This window comes from Microcoleus sp. SVA1B4 (genome assembly GCF_036700545.1).
Taxonomy (GTDB): Bacteria; Cyanobacteriota; Cyanobacteriia; order Cyanobacteriales; family Microcoleaceae; genus Microcoleus.
Genome location: NZ_JAUBPB010000006.1, coordinates 77,102 through 93,763 on the forward strand (window position 1 = coordinate 77,102; position 16,662 = coordinate 93,763).

Consider the following 16,662-nt stretch of genomic DNA (forward strand, 5'->3'; position numbering starts at 1 on the left):
TATGACTCTCCGCCGCCGCGCTCTGCTCACAACTTTTGGGCTGACTGCTATTGGTACTCAGCTTTTGCCAAGCGCCCAAACCAACCTATCTCCCAAAAGTGCGATCGAGCCGCGCCGCCTGCAAGTCGGCGATACTGTAGCTTTAATCAATCCTGCGGCTTTCAACTACGAAAAAGAAGTGCAGCCATTTTTTAAAGTTCTGGATAACCTGGGTTTAAAAGTTAAATTGGGAGAGCATTTTTACGACCGCTACGGCTATTTAGCCGGCAAGGATGCCGATCGCGCCGCCGATGTCAACGCAGCCTTTGCCGATGACTCAGTGCGAGCTATTTTTACCGGAATGGGGGGCTGGGGCTGCGGTCGGATATTGCCACTCCTGGATTACAATATTATCCGCAACAATCCCAAAATCATTATGGGATTCAGCGATATTACGGCGCTATTATTGGCGATTTATGCTAAAACTAATATAGTTACTTTTCACGGCCCTTTAGGTGTGTCAACTTGGAGTCCATTGACAGTAAAATACGTCAAAAAACTTTTGTTTGAGGGCGGCTCTATAACCATGCAAAACTCCCCAAGCGTGCAAGTTCAAACAATCGGGCGCGGCACAGCTAGGGGAAAACTCATCGGCGGAAATTTATCAGTAATAGCAGCAATGGTGGGTTCTGCATATTTACCGCAGTGGGAAAATAGTATTTTGTTTGTTGAGGAAGTGGGCGAAGAGGTTTATCGCATCGATAGAATGTTGACGCAGCTTAAATTAGCGGGCATTCTTGATAAAATATCAGGTTTTATTTTCGGACAGTGTACCAAGTGCGAAGCTGAAAAACCCCAAGAGTCCCTAACCTTGCCTCAAGTCTTGTCCGACCACATTCGCCCTTTGAATATTCCTGCGTGGTATGGTTCAATGGTGGGACACATTCGGGAGCAGTTCACTTTGCCGATCGGTCAAGAAGTCGAAATCGACGCTGACTCTGGTACAATCAGATTATTAGAATCCGCTGTCAGCTAAATCTTAAACTATTCTGGATATTACCGAGGCAGAGCCTCTGGATCTGCGTTCCCAGGCAGAGCCAGGGAACGAGAAATAAATTTAAACACCACATCCGAAATATCGTGAAAAAAACCGCACAATTAATTAAACCATTAACAGTAATAATCCTGACAATTCTTTGCCTGTTGCCGCTCAATGCCTGTGCAGGAGCAAGTAAAACCGCTAACAGCGACCCAATTTATCAGCAGCGAACCGTCCACAATCCCGACGGCATCGGCAAATTTTACATGGGTCGAGAAATTGCCCAAGTCATGGGATATCAAGGCGCTAGTTGGCTGGAAAGACCGTCTCGCGGCATGGAAGAAAAATCTGCTCGCTTAGTCAACAATCTCGATTTAAAACCAACGGATATTGTAGCAGACATTGGAGCCGGAACGGGATATTTTAGCTTTCGCATCGCTCCCTTAGTTCCAGAAGGAAAGGTTTTAGCCGTTGACGTGCAGCCGGAAATGATTAATTTTCTGGAATTGAATAAACAAGAACAAAATATTGCTAACGTTGAGCCAGTTTTGGGTAGTATCGACAATCCGAATTTGCCGGAAAACAGCGTAGATTTAGTTTTGATGGTGGATGCTTATCACGAATTTGCCTATCCCAGAGAAATGATGCAAGGAATTGTGAAAGCACTCAAACCGGGAGGCCGCACGGTATCGATCGAGTATCGGGGCGAAAACCCGCTGATTCCCATTAAAGGTTTGCACAAAATGACGCAGAAGCAGGTGAAAAAAGAAATGGCCGCCGTCGGTTTAGTATGGAAAGAGACAAAAGATATGTTACCCCAGCAGCATTTGATGGTGTTTGAGAAAAAATCTCAAATTTAGCAGCCAAATAGAGCGATTCTATACCATTTTTACTGAGTTTTGTCAAGGTACAAAAGACGTATTTTTGAGGCGATCGGGCGATCGGTCAAAAATTCTAAGCCTTAAGTAACCCTTAAGAGAGACATTTTACTAAAAATACCATTTACAATTAAAAATTGATAACCCAGAGGCGCTTCCTTCATTTTTCAAGCGAAGAAGTGTCGCTATTAAGAAGTACCAGCGTGAACATTCCAAGTTCCATCCTCACCATGCTCGCCGGCATCGGAGTGACTCTGATCAGTCTCTGGTACGGGCAGAATCACGGTTTGATGCCGATCGCCGCCTCTGACGAAGCATCCGACATAGACGCACTTTTCAATACAATGATGACCATTTCCACTGGACTATTTATCATGGTCCAAGGAATTCTCATCGTTGCTGCAATTAAATATCGCCGCCGTCAAGGAGACAACACAGACGGGCCGCCTTGGCATGACAACTTTCCCTTAGAAATTCTTTGGACAGCCGTGCCGGCGGTGATTATTTTAGGAATCGGAGTCTACAGTTTTGAGATTTACAACTCAATGGGAGGCCTCGATCCGATGGGCAATCATGACCACGGCACGATGCAAGCGCACTCTAAAATGCGGGGAAGTGCGATCGCAGCCACACTCTCAGATACACCCCAAAACGCCCCTCAAATTCCGTCTAGAAAACTTGTTGCTCTAGGCGTCGGCGCTTCCCCAGAAAATGAAGACAAACCAGCAGATTTAGTTGTAAATGTCATGGGTTTGCAGTACGCCTGGATTTTTAGCTATCCAGAAAGCGGCGTTAGTTCAGGCGAACTGCATATGCCAGCAAACCGCGACGTACAGCTAAATATCTCAGCTCAAGACGTGCTGCACGCATTTTGGCTGCCGGAATTTCGCCTCAAACAAGATGCAATTCCCGGCAGGCCGAGCGAACTGAGATTTACACCAACTAAAACCGGCGAATACCGGGTTGTTTGTGCTGAATTGTGCGGCGCTTATCACGGAGCGATGAAAGCTGTAGCAGTCGTTCACACGCCCGAAGAATTCGACAGTTGGCTGCAAGAACAGCAAGTTGCTAGCAGTCAAAACTTAGAGCAAGCAGTTGCAGTCAATCCAGGGGAATTGTCAGACGGTGAATTTTTGGCTCCCTACGTCAGGGAAATAAAAATTAATTCCGAAGCCCTAGAACAACTTCACCCAACTCATCACTAAAAATAGTCATTAGTTCCTGGCACTGGGTCTTCGATCCTTAGCTAATAACTAATGACTAATAACTAATGACTAATAACTATGACACAAGCACAGTTCCAAGAAAGTGCAAACACTGAGGCTCGCGGAACAGCGCCCGCCGATAGACATTGGCGCGACTACTTCACTTTTAATACCGACCACAAAGTCATCGGTATTCAATACCTGGTCACAACATTTATTTTCTATCTAATCGGCGGCGTGATGGCAACTTTGGTGCGAACAGAACTCGCCACCCCCGACTCCGATTTTGTCACCCCCGAACTCTACAACAGTTTATTTACTGTTCACGCGACGGTGATGATCTTCCTGTGGATTGTACCCGCCGGAGCCGGATTTGCTAACTTTTTGATCCCCTTAATGATCGGGGCCAAAGACATGGCATTTCCCCGGCTGAATGCCGTTGCCTTTTGGATGATTCCCGTAGGTGGCATTTTGCTGTTGAGCAGTTTTTTGGTAGGAGCTCCACAGGCGGGTTGGACTTCCTATCCGCCTTTGAGCTTAGTTACTGCTCAAGCGGGGGAAGAAATTTGGATTCTCAGCGTTTTGATTCTGGGAACTTCTTCAATTTTGGGGGCGGTGAATTTTGCCATTACCATCTTCACCATGCGGGTTCCGAGCATGGGTCTCAATGATATGCCTTTGTTTTGCTGGGCGATGATTGCGACTTCAGCGCTGACTTTGATTGCTACTCCAGTCTTAGCCGCAGCTTTGATTTTGCTGTCGTTTGACTTGTTAGCAGGGACGGCATTTTTTAACCCTACAGGCAACGGCGATCCCATCGTCTATCAGCATTTATTCTGGTTTTATTCGCACCCGGCAGTTTACATTATGATTATGCCCTTTTTTGGGGTGATTTCAGAAGTTTTGCCGGTGCATTCCCGCAAGCCAATTTTTGGTTATTTGGCGATCGCATATTCCAGTCTCGCGATCAGCTTTTTGGGCTTAATCGTGTGGGCGCACCATATGTTTACCAGCGGCACTCCCGGCTGGCTGCGGATGTTTTTTATGATCACAACTATGATCATCGCCGTACCAACTGGGATTAAAATATTTAGCTGGTTGGCAACTATTTGGGGAGGCAAACTCCGGCTTGTCAGCGCGATGCTATTTGGGATGGGTTTTATCTCAACATTTGTGCTGGGCGGCATCACCGGGATCATGGTAGCTTCCGTACCTTTCGACATTCACGTTCACGACACTTATTTTGTCGTCGCTCACCTACACTACGTGCTGTTTGGCGGCTCAGTGTTTGGAATTTACGCTGCTTTTTACCACTGGTTCCCCAAAATGACGGGGCGGATGATTAATGAATTTTGGGGTAGAGTTCACTTTGTTTTAACCTATGTGGGCTTTACTGTAACTTTCCTGCCGATGCACGCTTTGGGTATGCAAGGAATGCCTCGGCGCGTGGCAATGTACGACCCGAAATTTACCACAATTAATGTCATTTGTACTGTCGGTGCTTATATGCTGGCAGTGTCTACAATCCCGTTTATCATTAATGTGATTTGGAGTTGGAGGTACGGCCCGAAAGCAGGTGACAATCCTTGGCAAGCTTTGAGTTTGGAATGGATGACGACTTCACCACCCCCCATCGAAAATTTTGAAGGAGTGCCGGTATTGGCAACTGGGCCTTACGATTACGGCATGGAAAAAATTCAGAATACAGGGGAACGTCTCAGGCTCAAGCTGAGGGAAAATGCCACCCGCAACGCCCAGAAAACAGGTATTCCTATTGCGGAGGCTCAAGCTTCAACTTTCTTTGGCGGTACTGCAACTTTGGTAGCTCCTGAATCAGAGAGAGATGTTGATTCTCCTGCTGATGAAAGTCAAGATGGCGAATAGTTATTAGTCATCAGGCATTAGTCATTGGGAATTGTTGACGGTTGACGGTTGACGGTTGACTGTTAACTAATGACTGATGACTAATGCCAACTGACAACTGACAACTGACAACTGACAACTGACTTCTTCATTACCAATTTCTTATGCAAATTCCAGCGATCGATCCGACAAAAACAGCCCTAAATTACCACCACGAGGGCGAAGTAGAAGCACACGGCGTCGAGCATCCCGACCACCGAATGTTAGGTGTAATTGTCTTCCTGTGCGCTGAAGGCATGATATTTTTCGGTATGTTTGCCGCCTATTTGATTTATCGGGCGATGGCCCCCGTGTGGCCTCCTGAAGGTACGCCAGCGCGAGAATTATTGCTGCCGGGAATTAATACGGTGATTTTGATTGCTAGCAGTTTTGTGATTCACAATGCTGATACGGCAATCAAAAAAAATGATGCCGCCGGAATGCGGAATTGGTTGCTCGTAACTATTGCTATGGGCGCAGTTTTCTTGGCAGGTCAGGTTTACGAATACACTCATTTAGAGTTTGGCTTGACGACGAATTTGTATGCCAGTTGCTTTTACGTTTTGACTGCTTTTCACGGCTTGCACGTTACGTTTGGAGTGCTGCTGATGGCGGGGGTGGTGTGGCGATCGCGCATGCAAGGTCACTATTCTAGCGAGCACCACTTTGGAATCGAAGCGACTGAGATTTACTGGCACTTTGTGGATGTGATTTGGATTGTTTTGTTTCTGTTACTGTATATTTTGTGATCCCAGAGGCTTTTGGGCCTCTGCCACAAGAGATTTGTATGACCCCCAAGTGGGGGTTTTTTTATTGTTTGGAAAGTGCGATCGACTTTCATATCAAGTCCGGTCGAGCGACCGCGATTTTCGTAGGGGAGGGTTCGCCAACAATACCTGCCAATAATTGACAATCTCAAAAACCCGCCCCGACCGGGATATTATGGTTAATCGATCGCACATGATATCATTCACCTCCTCAAAGCCGATCGCGCTAAACTAAAAGTAGCAATTCTCCTATCCAGCAGCATTGAGAAAATTATGCAGTGCGAATTGTGCGATCGACAAATGGAAGCATTAACCGCCCATCACCTCACCCCCAAACAAAACACCAAGCGCAAAAACGAAGATCCAAGCCCGACAATCGACATTTGCTCAGCCTGTCACCGTCAGATTCACTCTCTATTTGACAACAAACACCTCGCCCAAGAGCTCAATACCCTGGAAAAGCTCAAAAATGAGCCTGAACTCCAGAAATTTGTCTCTTGGATTAAGAAACAAAAAACCGACAAACGTATTCAAGTACGCGGCAAAAAAGCTCGATCGTAGGGTCAGAAATTAGGTATATATTCCTGGACGCAGTTACTGTCTGAGGTCCGGTTTCTTCATTAATTTTTCATTCCCTAACCCAAAATTTAACATATAAACCCGGTTTGTTTGCGTAAATCCTACTATCATAAAACTTCATTAAGATTGTAAGCATCAATAAACAATGGTAGTACCATATAGTCAAGAAAGTAAAATAAAAACTTGTTGCGCTAGTTAAAAAATGGAGAGTCTGGATGCAACTAGCAGAGAGGCACATCATTAAATCTACGGAACACCGTTTCGCCCAGATTGATGAATTAGCTTTTAAATCCAAGAATCTCTACAATGCTGCTAACTACGTCATTCGTCAGAGTTTTGTCTATGGATGGGGTTACATTAATTACAACGAGATGAACCGTTTAATGAAGTCTCATCAAGCCTACAAGGTTTTGCCAGCCAAGGTAAGTCAACAAATCTTGATGATATTGGACAAGAACTGGAAATCGTTTTTTGAAGCTGTCAAAGCTTACAAAGTTGATTCCTCTAAATTTACTGGTCGCCCGAAACTACCGAAGTACAAAGATAAAGTCAAGGGTCGAAATATTCTTGTCTATACGATTCAGGCGATTAGTAGCAAGCAGTTGAACAAAGGAATTATCAAGCTTTCGGGTACACAAATCTCAATAAAAACCCAAATAAAATCAGATAAAATTTGCCAAGTTAGGCTGGTTCCCAAATGTGATTCCTATGTAATTGAGGTAATTTATAATGAACCGGAGTCCACCGTCGAACAGATTCAAACAGAAGCAGTAGCTAGTATCGATTTGGGACTAAATAATTTAGTGGCGTTAACTTCAAATCAGTCGAGTTTTACCCCTCTCCTGATTAACGGGCGACCATTGAAATCGATCAATCAGTTCTACAACAAGCGTAAGGCAAAACTACAATCTCAATTGAAAGGAAGTAGCAAGACATCATCCCGTATTCAACGCCTAACTCGTTGTCGCAATCAAAAAGTAGATAATTACTTGCACTCCTCCAGCAGGCTTATAATTAATCTTCTCGTCGCACGAAAGATTGGGACGCTAATAATTGGAAAAAACCTACAATGGAAGAGCGAGATTAGCTTAGGGAAGCAAACCAATCAGAACTTCGTAAGTGTTCCTCATTCCCGATTAATTGAAATGTTGGAATACAAAGCTGAATTGGTTGGGATAAGGGTGATTGTGCAAGAAGAATCCTATACTTCTAAATCGAACTTTCTAGCTTTAGACCCAATCCCTGTTTATGGGAAGACTGGCGCTAATGATGTCGCATTTAGTGGCAAGCGAATTAAGAGAGGATTGTACAAAACATCGGTCGGTCAATTAATCAATGCGGATGTTAACGGAGCTTACAATATTTTGAGAAAAGCAATCCCAAATGCGTTTAGCAATGGGATAGGGAGCTGCGTAGTTCAGCCAAGGCGGGTCAATCCGCTCGAAGTGAAAGTGAAAGGGGAGGGACTTAATGCCTCCCATGTCATGTCATAAATGACTATACTTTTACCAGCTATAGTGATTTACTTATTTGTAACAAGCTGCCAACAATTATCATGAACCTCACCTCCCTCGAACTAGCAAAAGACCGAGCGCGCATCTACAAAAACTACCTCCAAATGGAAATAGATGCCAAAGCGAACATAAACAAACTAGCCTTTTTAGACCGGGGCATTGAAAAATCTCCTTACCAACAACACATTAAAAACTATCCCGATTATCTCAAACAGAAACCCGACGGCTTAAAAGTAATTAGCTCTATTCCCGGCCCCAATAATCCCCTCAAACCTACTCCGTTTCCCAGCCTGGGAGAACTACCTCAAATTAACTCTCAAGCTTTAAGTTTCCTCCACGCAGACATCAAACAAGCCTGCGTTTGCATTGGTACTTTTGTAGATGGCAAAATTCAGGCGCAGTGGCTGGGAAAAAACGCACTTACCAAAGCTGAACAGTGGAGTGCTACTAAAATTATCGCACTCCTTAATATCGTTAGTCAAGTAAATACCAAATATCCAGACTGCGACATTGACAACTGCGTTGTTAGAGATGGCAACGGGCTAAGACACGATTTTTACTTTTACGATTTAGCAAAAGATATGATTAGCTATGCCTCAAATATAGCAAGTTCAAACTCCTTAGCCGCGATGTTCAAACGCTTCGATACTCGCATAGGACTAGAGCAATGGCTGAAGAGCGCTACTGGCAATAATGACCTAATTTTTCGCGGCGATTACGGCGAAAATCCTTATCACAACAACCCAAGAATATTTGATCTCAGCCAAAAACAAGTGCTGCTAAGTGCCGCATTAAACAGCACCAAACAAAAAAATTCAGTATCTGCTTATGACTTGACCAGGCTAATTTCCATGTTAGGATGGCACTTCCACATCGAACAGCGATCGCGCATGAAAGGATCTCAGTGGAACAGTTTAGAAAGCATTGTCAGAGCAATGGGACATGATAGCGCTCGATATGTGGACGTAGCAATTAAAACTTTGGGGATGGATAGCCTCATCACTTCTCCTGTAATTATCTCCAAATTGGGTTACGGACTCAGCTCGATCCGGGGAACCCTAGAAACAGTTTATGTGGCTTTAGTGCGGTTTGTTGACGAGCGGCCGAAGGCGGCGGGAAAGCCCGCAAAACTCAGAACTTTAGCCATGACTTTGCGGGCTGAAAAACCTGTAGGCGGTTCCAGTATCGATCGCCTAGCGATCGAACTCGACGCCAGATTTTGCGCCGAAGTCACGGAAATTCTCCGCCGATTGTTTGCGGAAGAATTTTAAACGCGGGCGATCGACTAATGTGAAAGTCGGTGAAACTTGCGATAAAGCATCCTCTCTACCGGCTTTCCTCCCCGCAAATGTTGCTCAGTTATTGCCGCAACTTCTTCAGGGCAAACCCCATTGTACCAAACCTCTTCTGGTAGTACCAACACCATCGGCCCGTTGCCACACTGTCCCAAACAACCGCTAGCAACAACTTCAACTTCTGAGGGCGACAATTTCTGAAAAGCTGCCAGTACCTTTGCTGAATTTTGCTTGCGACAAGTGCGGTTTTGGCAAACGAGAACTTGCCTAGAAGATTGGATAATTTTCATGTTTTTTCACTTGACAATCTGCTCAATATATGCTATTTTTTTATCATGGGAATATGTGTGGCCATATATGCCCAAATTGTAGGAAAGTCGTTAAAAACTTTGGACGGGCTAGAAGCCCATCCCACAACTCATTAAACTTGAATTGCATTCAATCGCTTTGAATTCCTCAAATTATCGTGGGGAGTAGGGGCCCTAGCGTCCCGCCCGCCCGAAAAATACAATTTAGATGCGGGACAGCTTAAGACTTCAACGCACCCTATAATTAATCTGGTGACAAACCTTTGGAAGCCAACCATTGTCGATCGAACAAACGCGACTGATACCGAGCCCCGCCATCACAGAGTACCGTCACAATCGTATGTCCAGGCCCCATTTGCTTCGCCAAAGCCACCGCCGCCCCCACATTAATCCCCACAGAACCGCCCATAAACAGCCCTTCTTTCCTCAGCAGTTGGTAAATCACCCGGACAGCTTCAGTATCGTGAATTTGGATGGCGTCGTCTACCGGGGCATTCTCCATATTTCCAGTGACGCGACTGGTGCCAATTCCCTCAGTAATCGAACTACCTTCCGTCTTAATTTCCCCAGTTTTGAAATAACTGTAAAGCCCGCTGCCCATCGGGTCTGCCAAGACAATTCTCACAGCAGGATTTTTTTCTTTCAAAAACATTCCTACGCCAGCAAAAGTGCCACCAGTACCAGTAGCTGTTACCCAAGCATCAATTTTGCCGTTTGTTTGTTCCCAAATTTCCGGGCCAGTCGTCTCGTAATGAGCTCGGCGATTGGCTAAATTGTCAAACTGATTTGCCCAGACTGCATTCTCCATTTCCGAAGCCAATCTTCCCGACAATTTGACATAATTATTCGGGTCTTTGTAAGGAACAGCGGGAACAGTCCGAACTTCAGCGCCCAAGGTTTTCAAAGCATCGATTTTTTCTTGAGATTGGTTATCGGGAATCACAATCATACATTTGTAACCTTTAGCGTTGCAAATGTGGGCCAAACCGATGCCAGTATTGCCCGCAGTGCCTTCAACAACGGTGCCGCCCGGTTTCAGCAAGCCTTTTTCTTCTGCATCTTTGATGATGTATAAAGCAGCCCTATCTTTAACGGAACCGCCGGGATTGAGAAACTCTGCTTTGCCGAGAATTTCGCAGCCAGTTTCATCGCTGAAGCTGTTTAAGCGAATTAGTGGTGTGTTGCCTATTGTGCCTACAAAGCCGTTTTTAATATCCATATTTTTTTGATTTTTGCCTGCTATATTTATAGACTATCGCGAACAGACAAACATTATACGTCTAATTAGGCAAGAAAGAAGGTAGAATCTCAAGATATCTCAGAGGCAGCTAGCTCAACTCAAAGTTGAGATGCTATACAAATTAGTAAGGTGTCATGGAAACTGTCATTTTAGTTAACGGTGTGGGACTTCGCGGTGCAGAAATGTTATTGTTGCACTGGCGCTTGCAAAAATACGGCTATCGAATTAAACAATTTTCCTATGCTGCTTGGGGAAATTCATTAAAGCAAAATGTTACGTCTCTCCAAAAAATATTAGCAGCAGAAAAAGCTGATACTATCCACTTTGTCGGTCATAGTTTAGGTGGGCTATTAATTTACCTATTGTTTGACAACTTTCCGCAGCAACGTCCGGGAAGAATTGTTACATTAGGTACTCCCCATCAGGGTAGTAGCTTTGCTTGCAGATTGAGTCGCAAATCTTGGGGAAGATTTATCTTAGGACGCAGCCTCATGACAGGATTGTTCGATAGAATATTACCGCCACCCAATAGAGATGTGGGAATCGTTGCTGGTAACTTGGATATCGGTACTGGTTGGTTGTTGCGCTTGCCTCGTCCTAACGATAGTCTAATTGCAGTCGAAGAAACTCGCTGTACGGGTGTTGCCAAACATATTATTTTGCCTGTTTCCCATACCGGACTCTTGGTAGCACCCATCGTTGCGAAACAATGCTCCAGCTTCTTAAAAACTGGTCATTTCCTGTGATTTTATACCTGCGATTTCGCCTTACCAAATTTTACTCATATTGAGTGCAAATCCCGGCAAAACCGGGTCGCCGCTAACTGTAGCCGGATTCTCCAAACATTCTTCGGGCAAACCGGGATGGTAAATATAAACTCTGCGATTTTTGCGGTCAATTAACCAGCCTAACTGCACTCCTGGTTCTCTCATATATTCTTGCATTTTTTCTTGCAATGGCTTGAGATTGTCAGAAGCCGACCTGAGTTCTACTACAAAATTCGGGCAAATCGGGGCAAACTTTTGCTTTTGTTCTAGTGACAAAGCATTCCATCTCTCCAATTTTATCCAAGCAGCATCCGGCGACTTTTGTGCACCTGTTGACAGAGTAAATCCTGTACTCGAAGTAAACGCTAAACCAGTACCATTTTGTTCTGCCCAAACCCACAGCGGCCCAAATATATTACCTTCTCGGTTTCCCGTCTCCGAACCAGTAGGGGGCATAATTAGCAATTCTCCCGATTTGTTGCGTTCAATTCGTAACTCACTATTGATTTGACAGAACTCGAAAAACTCGTCGTCTGTCATTTGCAATTTGGGCGGTATTCGCAACACAATTGTTGATGACAGCATTTTGCCTTTCCTCCACTTTAAATTGTTCAGACAAGATTGCACAAGTTCTTTGTTTGTAGTTAGGACTTGAGTCCTCAAAAATCCGGTTAAGGACTCAAGTCCTAAATGTAAGCTGTTGTGGACTCAATTCCGGTTGTATCGGAATGATTAAACCGCAGAGGGCACAGAGGACACAGAGAAAGAGAAGAGAGAGATAATAATTCCGATGTCAACGGATTTGATATGACGCGGGAATTATTATAGAGGTAAGGTGCTCCGTGGGCACCCTACATAATTAGGTTCTGCTTTCAGGAATGTTAAACCTATTTATTCGGCTGAGGAGTCATCCGCAAATAAGGCTTAATCGGCGTATAACCTTTAGGAAATTTCTCTTCCAACTCTTTCGGGTCAGTAATCGAAGGTACGATTACGCAATCGTCGCCGTCTTTCCAATCAACCGGAGTCGCGACGCTGTATTTGTCGGTAAGTTGCAAGGAATCAATTACTCGCAAAATTTCATTAAAATTCCGACCAGTGCTCGCGGGATAAGTAATGCTCAAACGCAATTTCTTTTCCGGGTCAATAACAAAAACTGTGCGGATTGTTAAGTTGTTTAGCGAGTTGGGATGGATCATGTCGTAAATGTCGGAAACTTTACGATCGCCATCTGCTAAAATCGGATAATTGAGGGTGACGTTTTGAGTTTCCTCAATATCTTTAATCCAGCCCATGTGAGAATCCACATCATCGACGCTGAGGGCAATGGTTTTGACTCCCCGCTTTTCAAATTCCGACTTGAGACGGGCCACTGCACCGAGTTCTGTGGTGCACACTGGAGTATAGTCTTTCGGGTGGGAAAACAACACGACCCAGCTATCCCCAGCCCAGTCGTAGAAATTGATTTCGCCTTCAGACGAAGCTTGGGTAAAGTTGGGAACTGTATCGCCTAATCGCAGAGTCATAACTGATTTCCTCTAATTTTATTTAAGGACTGTTCCTTATCATGCCATAATTCCCCGGTTTCTCGATCGAGCTGTAAAGGATTCTAAACTTTTTGGTCGATCGATCGGCAATTCCACTACTGTAATGTATGTGTGGCTTATACCGCTAAATTTGATTGCTATGCTTTACTTTTTGCTCAAGGCAATACAGCCTGTTTTAGTCCCGCTGTGTTTTGTCTCCGCCTGGGGTTTAGTTTTTTTGATATTTTCGAGTATCGGGCGTACTGTCGCCGACTCCCTGCGCCGAGCTCAGCGGATGCACCAAATCCCTTGTGCTAACTGCGTATTTTTCACCGGCGATTACCACCTCAAGTGTCCCGTTCAGCCTACCATAGCTTTATCTGAAGATGCGATCGACTGTCCTGATTATCGAGGGCATTCGGGAATTTACGGTTGAAAAATCCGGCCGCCACTTTACATATTTCTTAACATCTCTGGCTCTTTCAATTAAACTTAAGTTGTGGTAAAGAGATTTTTAGGAGTGTGGAAATAATGCTAATTCAAAAGCTAAATGCCTGCGACGAGTTTATTGCTGGCGACGGTACTCAACTGCGAGAATTGCTGCATCCAGACAAACAAGCTGTGGATTTGCGTTACAGTTTAGCCCACGCCACTTTGCCACCGGGACAAACTTCTGCGCTGCACTCCCTGACAACTTCTGAAGTTTACTACATCCTCAGTGGCGTTGGAGAAATGCACATCGACGAGGAAAATCAATTCGTGGAAGCCGGAGATGCAGTTTACATTCCGCCAAACGCCAAGCAGTTTATTTACAACTGTGGCACAAAGCCGCTAATATTTATTTGTATCGTCGATCCCGCGTGGCGAAAGGAAGACGAGACAATTTTCGAGTAATATCATGTCCTATCGAGCGATTAAAAGGGCGGGTTTTTGAGATTGTCAATTATTGACAGATATTTTTCGTGAGGGGAGCCCCTACCGTATTAGGGGTCATCGACCGGAGATAATATAATTATGCTCGTTACCCGGCTCTGCCCGGTAACGCATATCTAGAGGCTCTGCCTCTACTGAAAAAAACATCACAAATCGAAAATCTCTTTTAACAACAACAGCACCCAGCCATATGTACCGAGTGATTTCCTCTTTTTTCAACTTCGATGTGGAGTTGCAATAATCCTCGGATTCAGTTGCATTGCTCCCCTCTCATTAGTTGAGGAAGTATCAGCTTTGTTGGTGGGTGCTGCTATTGGTTTTTAATGAGACAGATGTGAGATTAAACAGCGTTTTTACTCCTTAGATTCTATTGTGAACTTCGCTGTGCTATCTAGATGTTGTATCTGTCAGAGAAGCTTTTTGTTCGCTTCATATTATTAATTTAGCACCTTATTCTAGAAGCGCAAGTACCTGCAACTAAACTTTACATTTTTAGAAGTAACGGGGGAAAATGATGAAGTTAAATTAAGCATTGAGCTTTCTAGCTGCTCAGCTAAAATAGTAGAGTTCGGCTGTGCTTGCGGCTGCAAGAAACGGCATAATATTTGTATGAAAACAACCAAACTCATCAAACTGTGCGCCTTGTCGCTGAGTATCTTTCTGCTGTGCAGCAGTGCAGTGACAGCCCAAACGACGGCGAACCCTCAACCTGGGCAGACTTACACTAACCAAGAGATTCTGCAACAGTTGGTGAAGGCAAAAGTCGTGTATCTGGGAGAAACCCACGATAGTGCGGAAGACCACCAAGCTCAACTGAAGATTATCCGAGAAATGCAGCGGCAAAATCGGAAAATTGCGATCGCGATGGAAATGTTTCAGCGTCCCTTTCAAAGCGCGATCGACAACTACTTAGCAGGTAAACTGACTGAACAGCAATTAGTCGAGCAAACAGAGTACGATCGCAGATGGCGCTTTCCCTGGGAATCTTACGCCCCCATTTTGCGGTTTGCCAAAGAAAATCAACTACCTGTCCTCGCCTTAAATACACCATCCGAAGTAACGAGAAAAGTTGCCAGTCAAGGTTTAGAAAGCCTCACAGCCGAGGAAAAAAAGCACATTCCGCCAATATCCGAAATTCGCACCGACAACGCCGAATATCGGCAACTGCTGCTAGAAGTTTTCCAGCAACACCAAAAGGCAGGACAGGGAAATAGTACGGCTTTTGAAAGATTCTTGCAAGCTCAAGTTTTGTGGGACGAAACTATGGCGGAAAAAATAGCTGAATTTGTCAAAGCAAACCCCGACTATCAAGTTGTGGTGTTGGCGGGGAAAGGACACATTATTTACGGTTACGGCATTCCCAGTCGCGTCGAGAGGCGTTTGGGTGTCGGGAAGGTAAAAATGCGATCGGTTTTACTAAATTCCAGTGACAATCCTGTTTTGGCGGCAGATAGACCCATTGCTGACTTTGTTTGGAATCACTCGGAATAGTACAATTTTACTCGGAAGCAATAATCAGGAAAAAATCAATGACAAACAGACCAAAAATACTTGCATTTGCCGGAAGTACCCGCGAAGGATCATATAACAAACTGCTGGTAAAAGTTGCGGCGGCTGGGGCTACGGCGGCGGGTGCAGAAGTTACTTATGTAGATTTGCGCGATTTGCCGATGCCGCTATTTGACGAAGATTTGGAAGCAAAAGAGGGAATGCCAGAAAATGCCCGCAAATTGAAGGAATTGATGGTAGGGCATGACGGGTTTTTGATAGCTTCCCCTGAGTATAACAGTTCAGTTACGCCGGTGTTGAAAAATGCGATCGATTGGGTATCGCGCCCAGCACCTGGTGAACCGGGATTGGTGGCATTTACGGGCAAAGTAGCGGTAATTATGAGTGCTTCCCCAGGCGGAATGGGCGGTTTGCGGGGATTGGTTCATTTGCGATCGATCTTGGGGAATATTAACGTATTGGTGCTCCCGGATCAGAAAGCAATTCCCCAAGCTTTTGAAGCATTTAATGCTGACGGTACGATGAAAGATCCCAAACAGCAGGACTCTGTTGAGAATCTCGGTGCTAAGTTGTCTAATGTGCTGTCGAAATTAATCGCATGAGGCAATAAATTCATTTTGCAGTAGGGATACAGCAATGTTGTGTCCCTATCCCAACATCTGTTATTTTGCTGGCTGCATCAAGTGCGATCGCCTCGCAAAATTGCTACGATCGTAGTTGATTGGCTGTTATTCTCACCCCCAAATTAACATGACATTCACCGGAGATCCCGACTCAGCACCTGCTTTGCCCACAGCCGAAGAAGCAGCGGTTGCCAAAACCAGTAGCCGCGCTTTAGAATCGCACTTGCAAAATCATCCGTCTGGCGAATCCCTCAAATTGATATTAAACGAAAAAGAGGGAAAGACAATTGACATACCTGCCGCAGCATTGCCACTGCTATTAGCGATTTTGCAACAGACAAGCAGCGGCAATACTGTCAAGCTGATTCCAATTACTGAGGAACTCGATATCTGGCAGGTTGAGGCCATACTCAATGTCTCCCGCGAGTATGTGTGGAAGTTGCTAGATTCTGGCGAAATTCCTTACAAAATGGTAAGTACCTGTCGCCGGATACGTTATGAAGATGTAATGAAATATAAAAAGCAGGATTATGACAAAAGAAGTAAAATACTTGACGAACTTGTCGCAGAATCAGAAGCACTCGGTTTGTACGACTAA

The 16,662-nt window shown here is 44.8% G+C and carries 18 protein-coding genes; 14 read left to right on the top strand and 4 right to left on the bottom strand.

Features of this window, described 5'->3' with window-relative positions; all coding sequences use genetic code 11:
- Position 1 precedes the first annotated feature (1 nt).
- The 8 genes from QT987_RS04850 to QT987_RS04885 all read left to right on the top strand — a co-directional run bounded on the left by QT987_RS04850 (position 2) and on the right by QT987_RS04885 (position 9,134).
- On the top strand, positions 2 to 1,015 hold the full coding sequence (locus QT987_RS04850; protein WP_333237768.1) for an LD-carboxypeptidase: 1,014 nt from the start codon (positions 2 to 4) through the stop codon (positions 1,013 to 1,015).
- 104 nt (positions 1,016 to 1,119) lie between these two features.
- Entirely contained in the window at positions 1,120 to 1,878 is a 759-nt protein-coding gene (locus tag QT987_RS04855; RefSeq protein ID WP_333237771.1) for a class I SAM-dependent methyltransferase, read from the top strand.
- A gap of 221 nt (positions 1,879 to 2,099) precedes the next feature.
- On the top strand, positions 2,100 to 3,101 hold the full coding sequence (locus QT987_RS04860; RefSeq protein ID WP_333237775.1) for a cytochrome c oxidase subunit II: 1,002 nt from the start codon (positions 2,100 to 2,102) through the stop codon (positions 3,099 to 3,101).
- A 78-nt stretch (positions 3,102 to 3,179) separates the two neighbouring features.
- On the top strand, positions 3,180 to 4,985 hold the full coding sequence (gene ctaD / locus QT987_RS04865) for a cytochrome c oxidase subunit I (RefSeq protein WP_333237778.1): 1,806 nt from the start codon (positions 3,180 to 3,182) through the stop codon (positions 4,983 to 4,985).
- A gap of 143 nt (positions 4,986 to 5,128) precedes the next feature.
- Complete coding sequence (locus QT987_RS04870; protein ID WP_333237781.1) at positions 5,129 to 5,752, top strand: heme-copper oxidase subunit III; 624 nt, start codon at positions 5,129 to 5,131, stop codon at positions 5,750 to 5,752.
- 291 nt (positions 5,753 to 6,043) lie between these two features.
- Positions 6,044 to 6,331 (top strand): hypothetical protein, encoded by a 288-nt coding sequence (locus QT987_RS04875; protein ID WP_333237784.1) that lies wholly within the window; start codon positions 6,044 to 6,046, stop codon positions 6,329 to 6,331.
- A gap of 233 nt (positions 6,332 to 6,564) precedes the next feature.
- Entirely contained in the window at positions 6,565 to 7,842 is a 1,278-nt protein-coding gene (locus tag QT987_RS04880) for a transposase (RefSeq protein ID WP_333237786.1), read from the top strand.
- A gap of 62 nt (positions 7,843 to 7,904) precedes the next feature.
- Positions 7,905 to 9,134 (top strand): hypothetical protein, encoded by a 1,230-nt coding sequence (locus QT987_RS04885; RefSeq protein WP_333237787.1) that lies wholly within the window; start codon positions 7,905 to 7,907, stop codon positions 9,132 to 9,134.
- Between the two features lie 14 nt (positions 9,135 to 9,148).
- Here the strand turns inward: QT987_RS04885 and QT987_RS04890 are convergent, their stop codons facing one another.
- Both QT987_RS04890 and QT987_RS04895 read right to left on the bottom strand, forming a co-directional pair.
- On the bottom strand, positions 9,149 to 9,448 hold the full coding sequence (locus QT987_RS04890) for a (2Fe-2S) ferredoxin domain-containing protein (protein WP_333208076.1): 300 nt from the start codon (positions 9,446 to 9,448) through the stop codon (positions 9,149 to 9,151).
- A gap of 262 nt (positions 9,449 to 9,710) precedes the next feature.
- Positions 9,711 to 10,685, bottom strand: a complete 975-nt coding sequence (locus tag QT987_RS04895) for a cysteine synthase A (protein ID WP_333237789.1) — start codon at positions 10,683 to 10,685, stop codon at positions 9,711 to 9,713.
- Positions 10,686 to 10,840: 155 nt separating this feature from the next.
- Between QT987_RS04895 and QT987_RS04900 the strand changes: the two genes are divergently transcribed.
- Complete coding sequence (locus QT987_RS04900; RefSeq protein ID WP_333237791.1) at positions 10,841 to 11,452, top strand: lipase family protein; 612 nt, start codon at positions 10,841 to 10,843, stop codon at positions 11,450 to 11,452.
- A 21-nt stretch (positions 11,453 to 11,473) separates the two neighbouring features.
- Here QT987_RS04900 and QT987_RS04905 read toward each other — a convergent pair whose 3' ends face one another.
- Together QT987_RS04905 and QT987_RS04910 are read right to left on the bottom strand one after the other, a co-directional pair.
- Positions 11,474 to 12,058: a Uma2 family endonuclease gene (locus tag QT987_RS04905; RefSeq protein ID WP_333237793.1), complete on the bottom strand. Its 585-nt coding sequence runs from the start codon at positions 12,056 to 12,058 to the stop codon at positions 11,474 to 11,476.
- Between the two features lie 302 nt (positions 12,059 to 12,360).
- Entirely contained in the window at positions 12,361 to 12,999 is a 639-nt protein-coding gene (locus tag QT987_RS04910; RefSeq protein WP_006632618.1) for a peroxiredoxin, read from the bottom strand.
- A 160-nt stretch (positions 13,000 to 13,159) separates the two neighbouring features.
- On the opposite strand from QT987_RS04910, the gene QT987_RS04915 reads away from it, so the two are divergent.
- The 5 genes from QT987_RS04915 to QT987_RS04935 all read left to right on the top strand — a co-directional run bounded on the left by QT987_RS04915 (position 13,160) and on the right by QT987_RS04935 (position 16,662).
- On the top strand, positions 13,160 to 13,435 hold the full coding sequence (locus QT987_RS04915) for a hypothetical protein (RefSeq protein WP_333055589.1): 276 nt from the start codon (positions 13,160 to 13,162) through the stop codon (positions 13,433 to 13,435).
- Positions 13,436 to 13,530: 95 nt separating this feature from the next.
- A complete protein-coding gene (locus QT987_RS04920) occupies positions 13,531 to 13,893 on the top strand; it encodes a cupin domain-containing protein (RefSeq protein ID WP_333055521.1) in 363 nt (120 codons plus the stop codon).
- A gap of 648 nt (positions 13,894 to 14,541) precedes the next feature.
- Complete coding sequence (locus QT987_RS04925; RefSeq protein WP_333237795.1) at positions 14,542 to 15,423, top strand: ChaN family lipoprotein; 882 nt, start codon at positions 14,542 to 14,544, stop codon at positions 15,421 to 15,423.
- Between the two features lie 38 nt (positions 15,424 to 15,461).
- Complete coding sequence (locus tag QT987_RS04930; RefSeq protein WP_333237797.1) at positions 15,462 to 16,043, top strand: NAD(P)H-dependent oxidoreductase; 582 nt, start codon at positions 15,462 to 15,464, stop codon at positions 16,041 to 16,043.
- 148 nt (positions 16,044 to 16,191) lie between these two features.
- Entirely contained in the window at positions 16,192 to 16,662 is a 471-nt protein-coding gene (locus tag QT987_RS04935) for an excisionase family DNA-binding protein (protein ID WP_333237799.1), read from the top strand.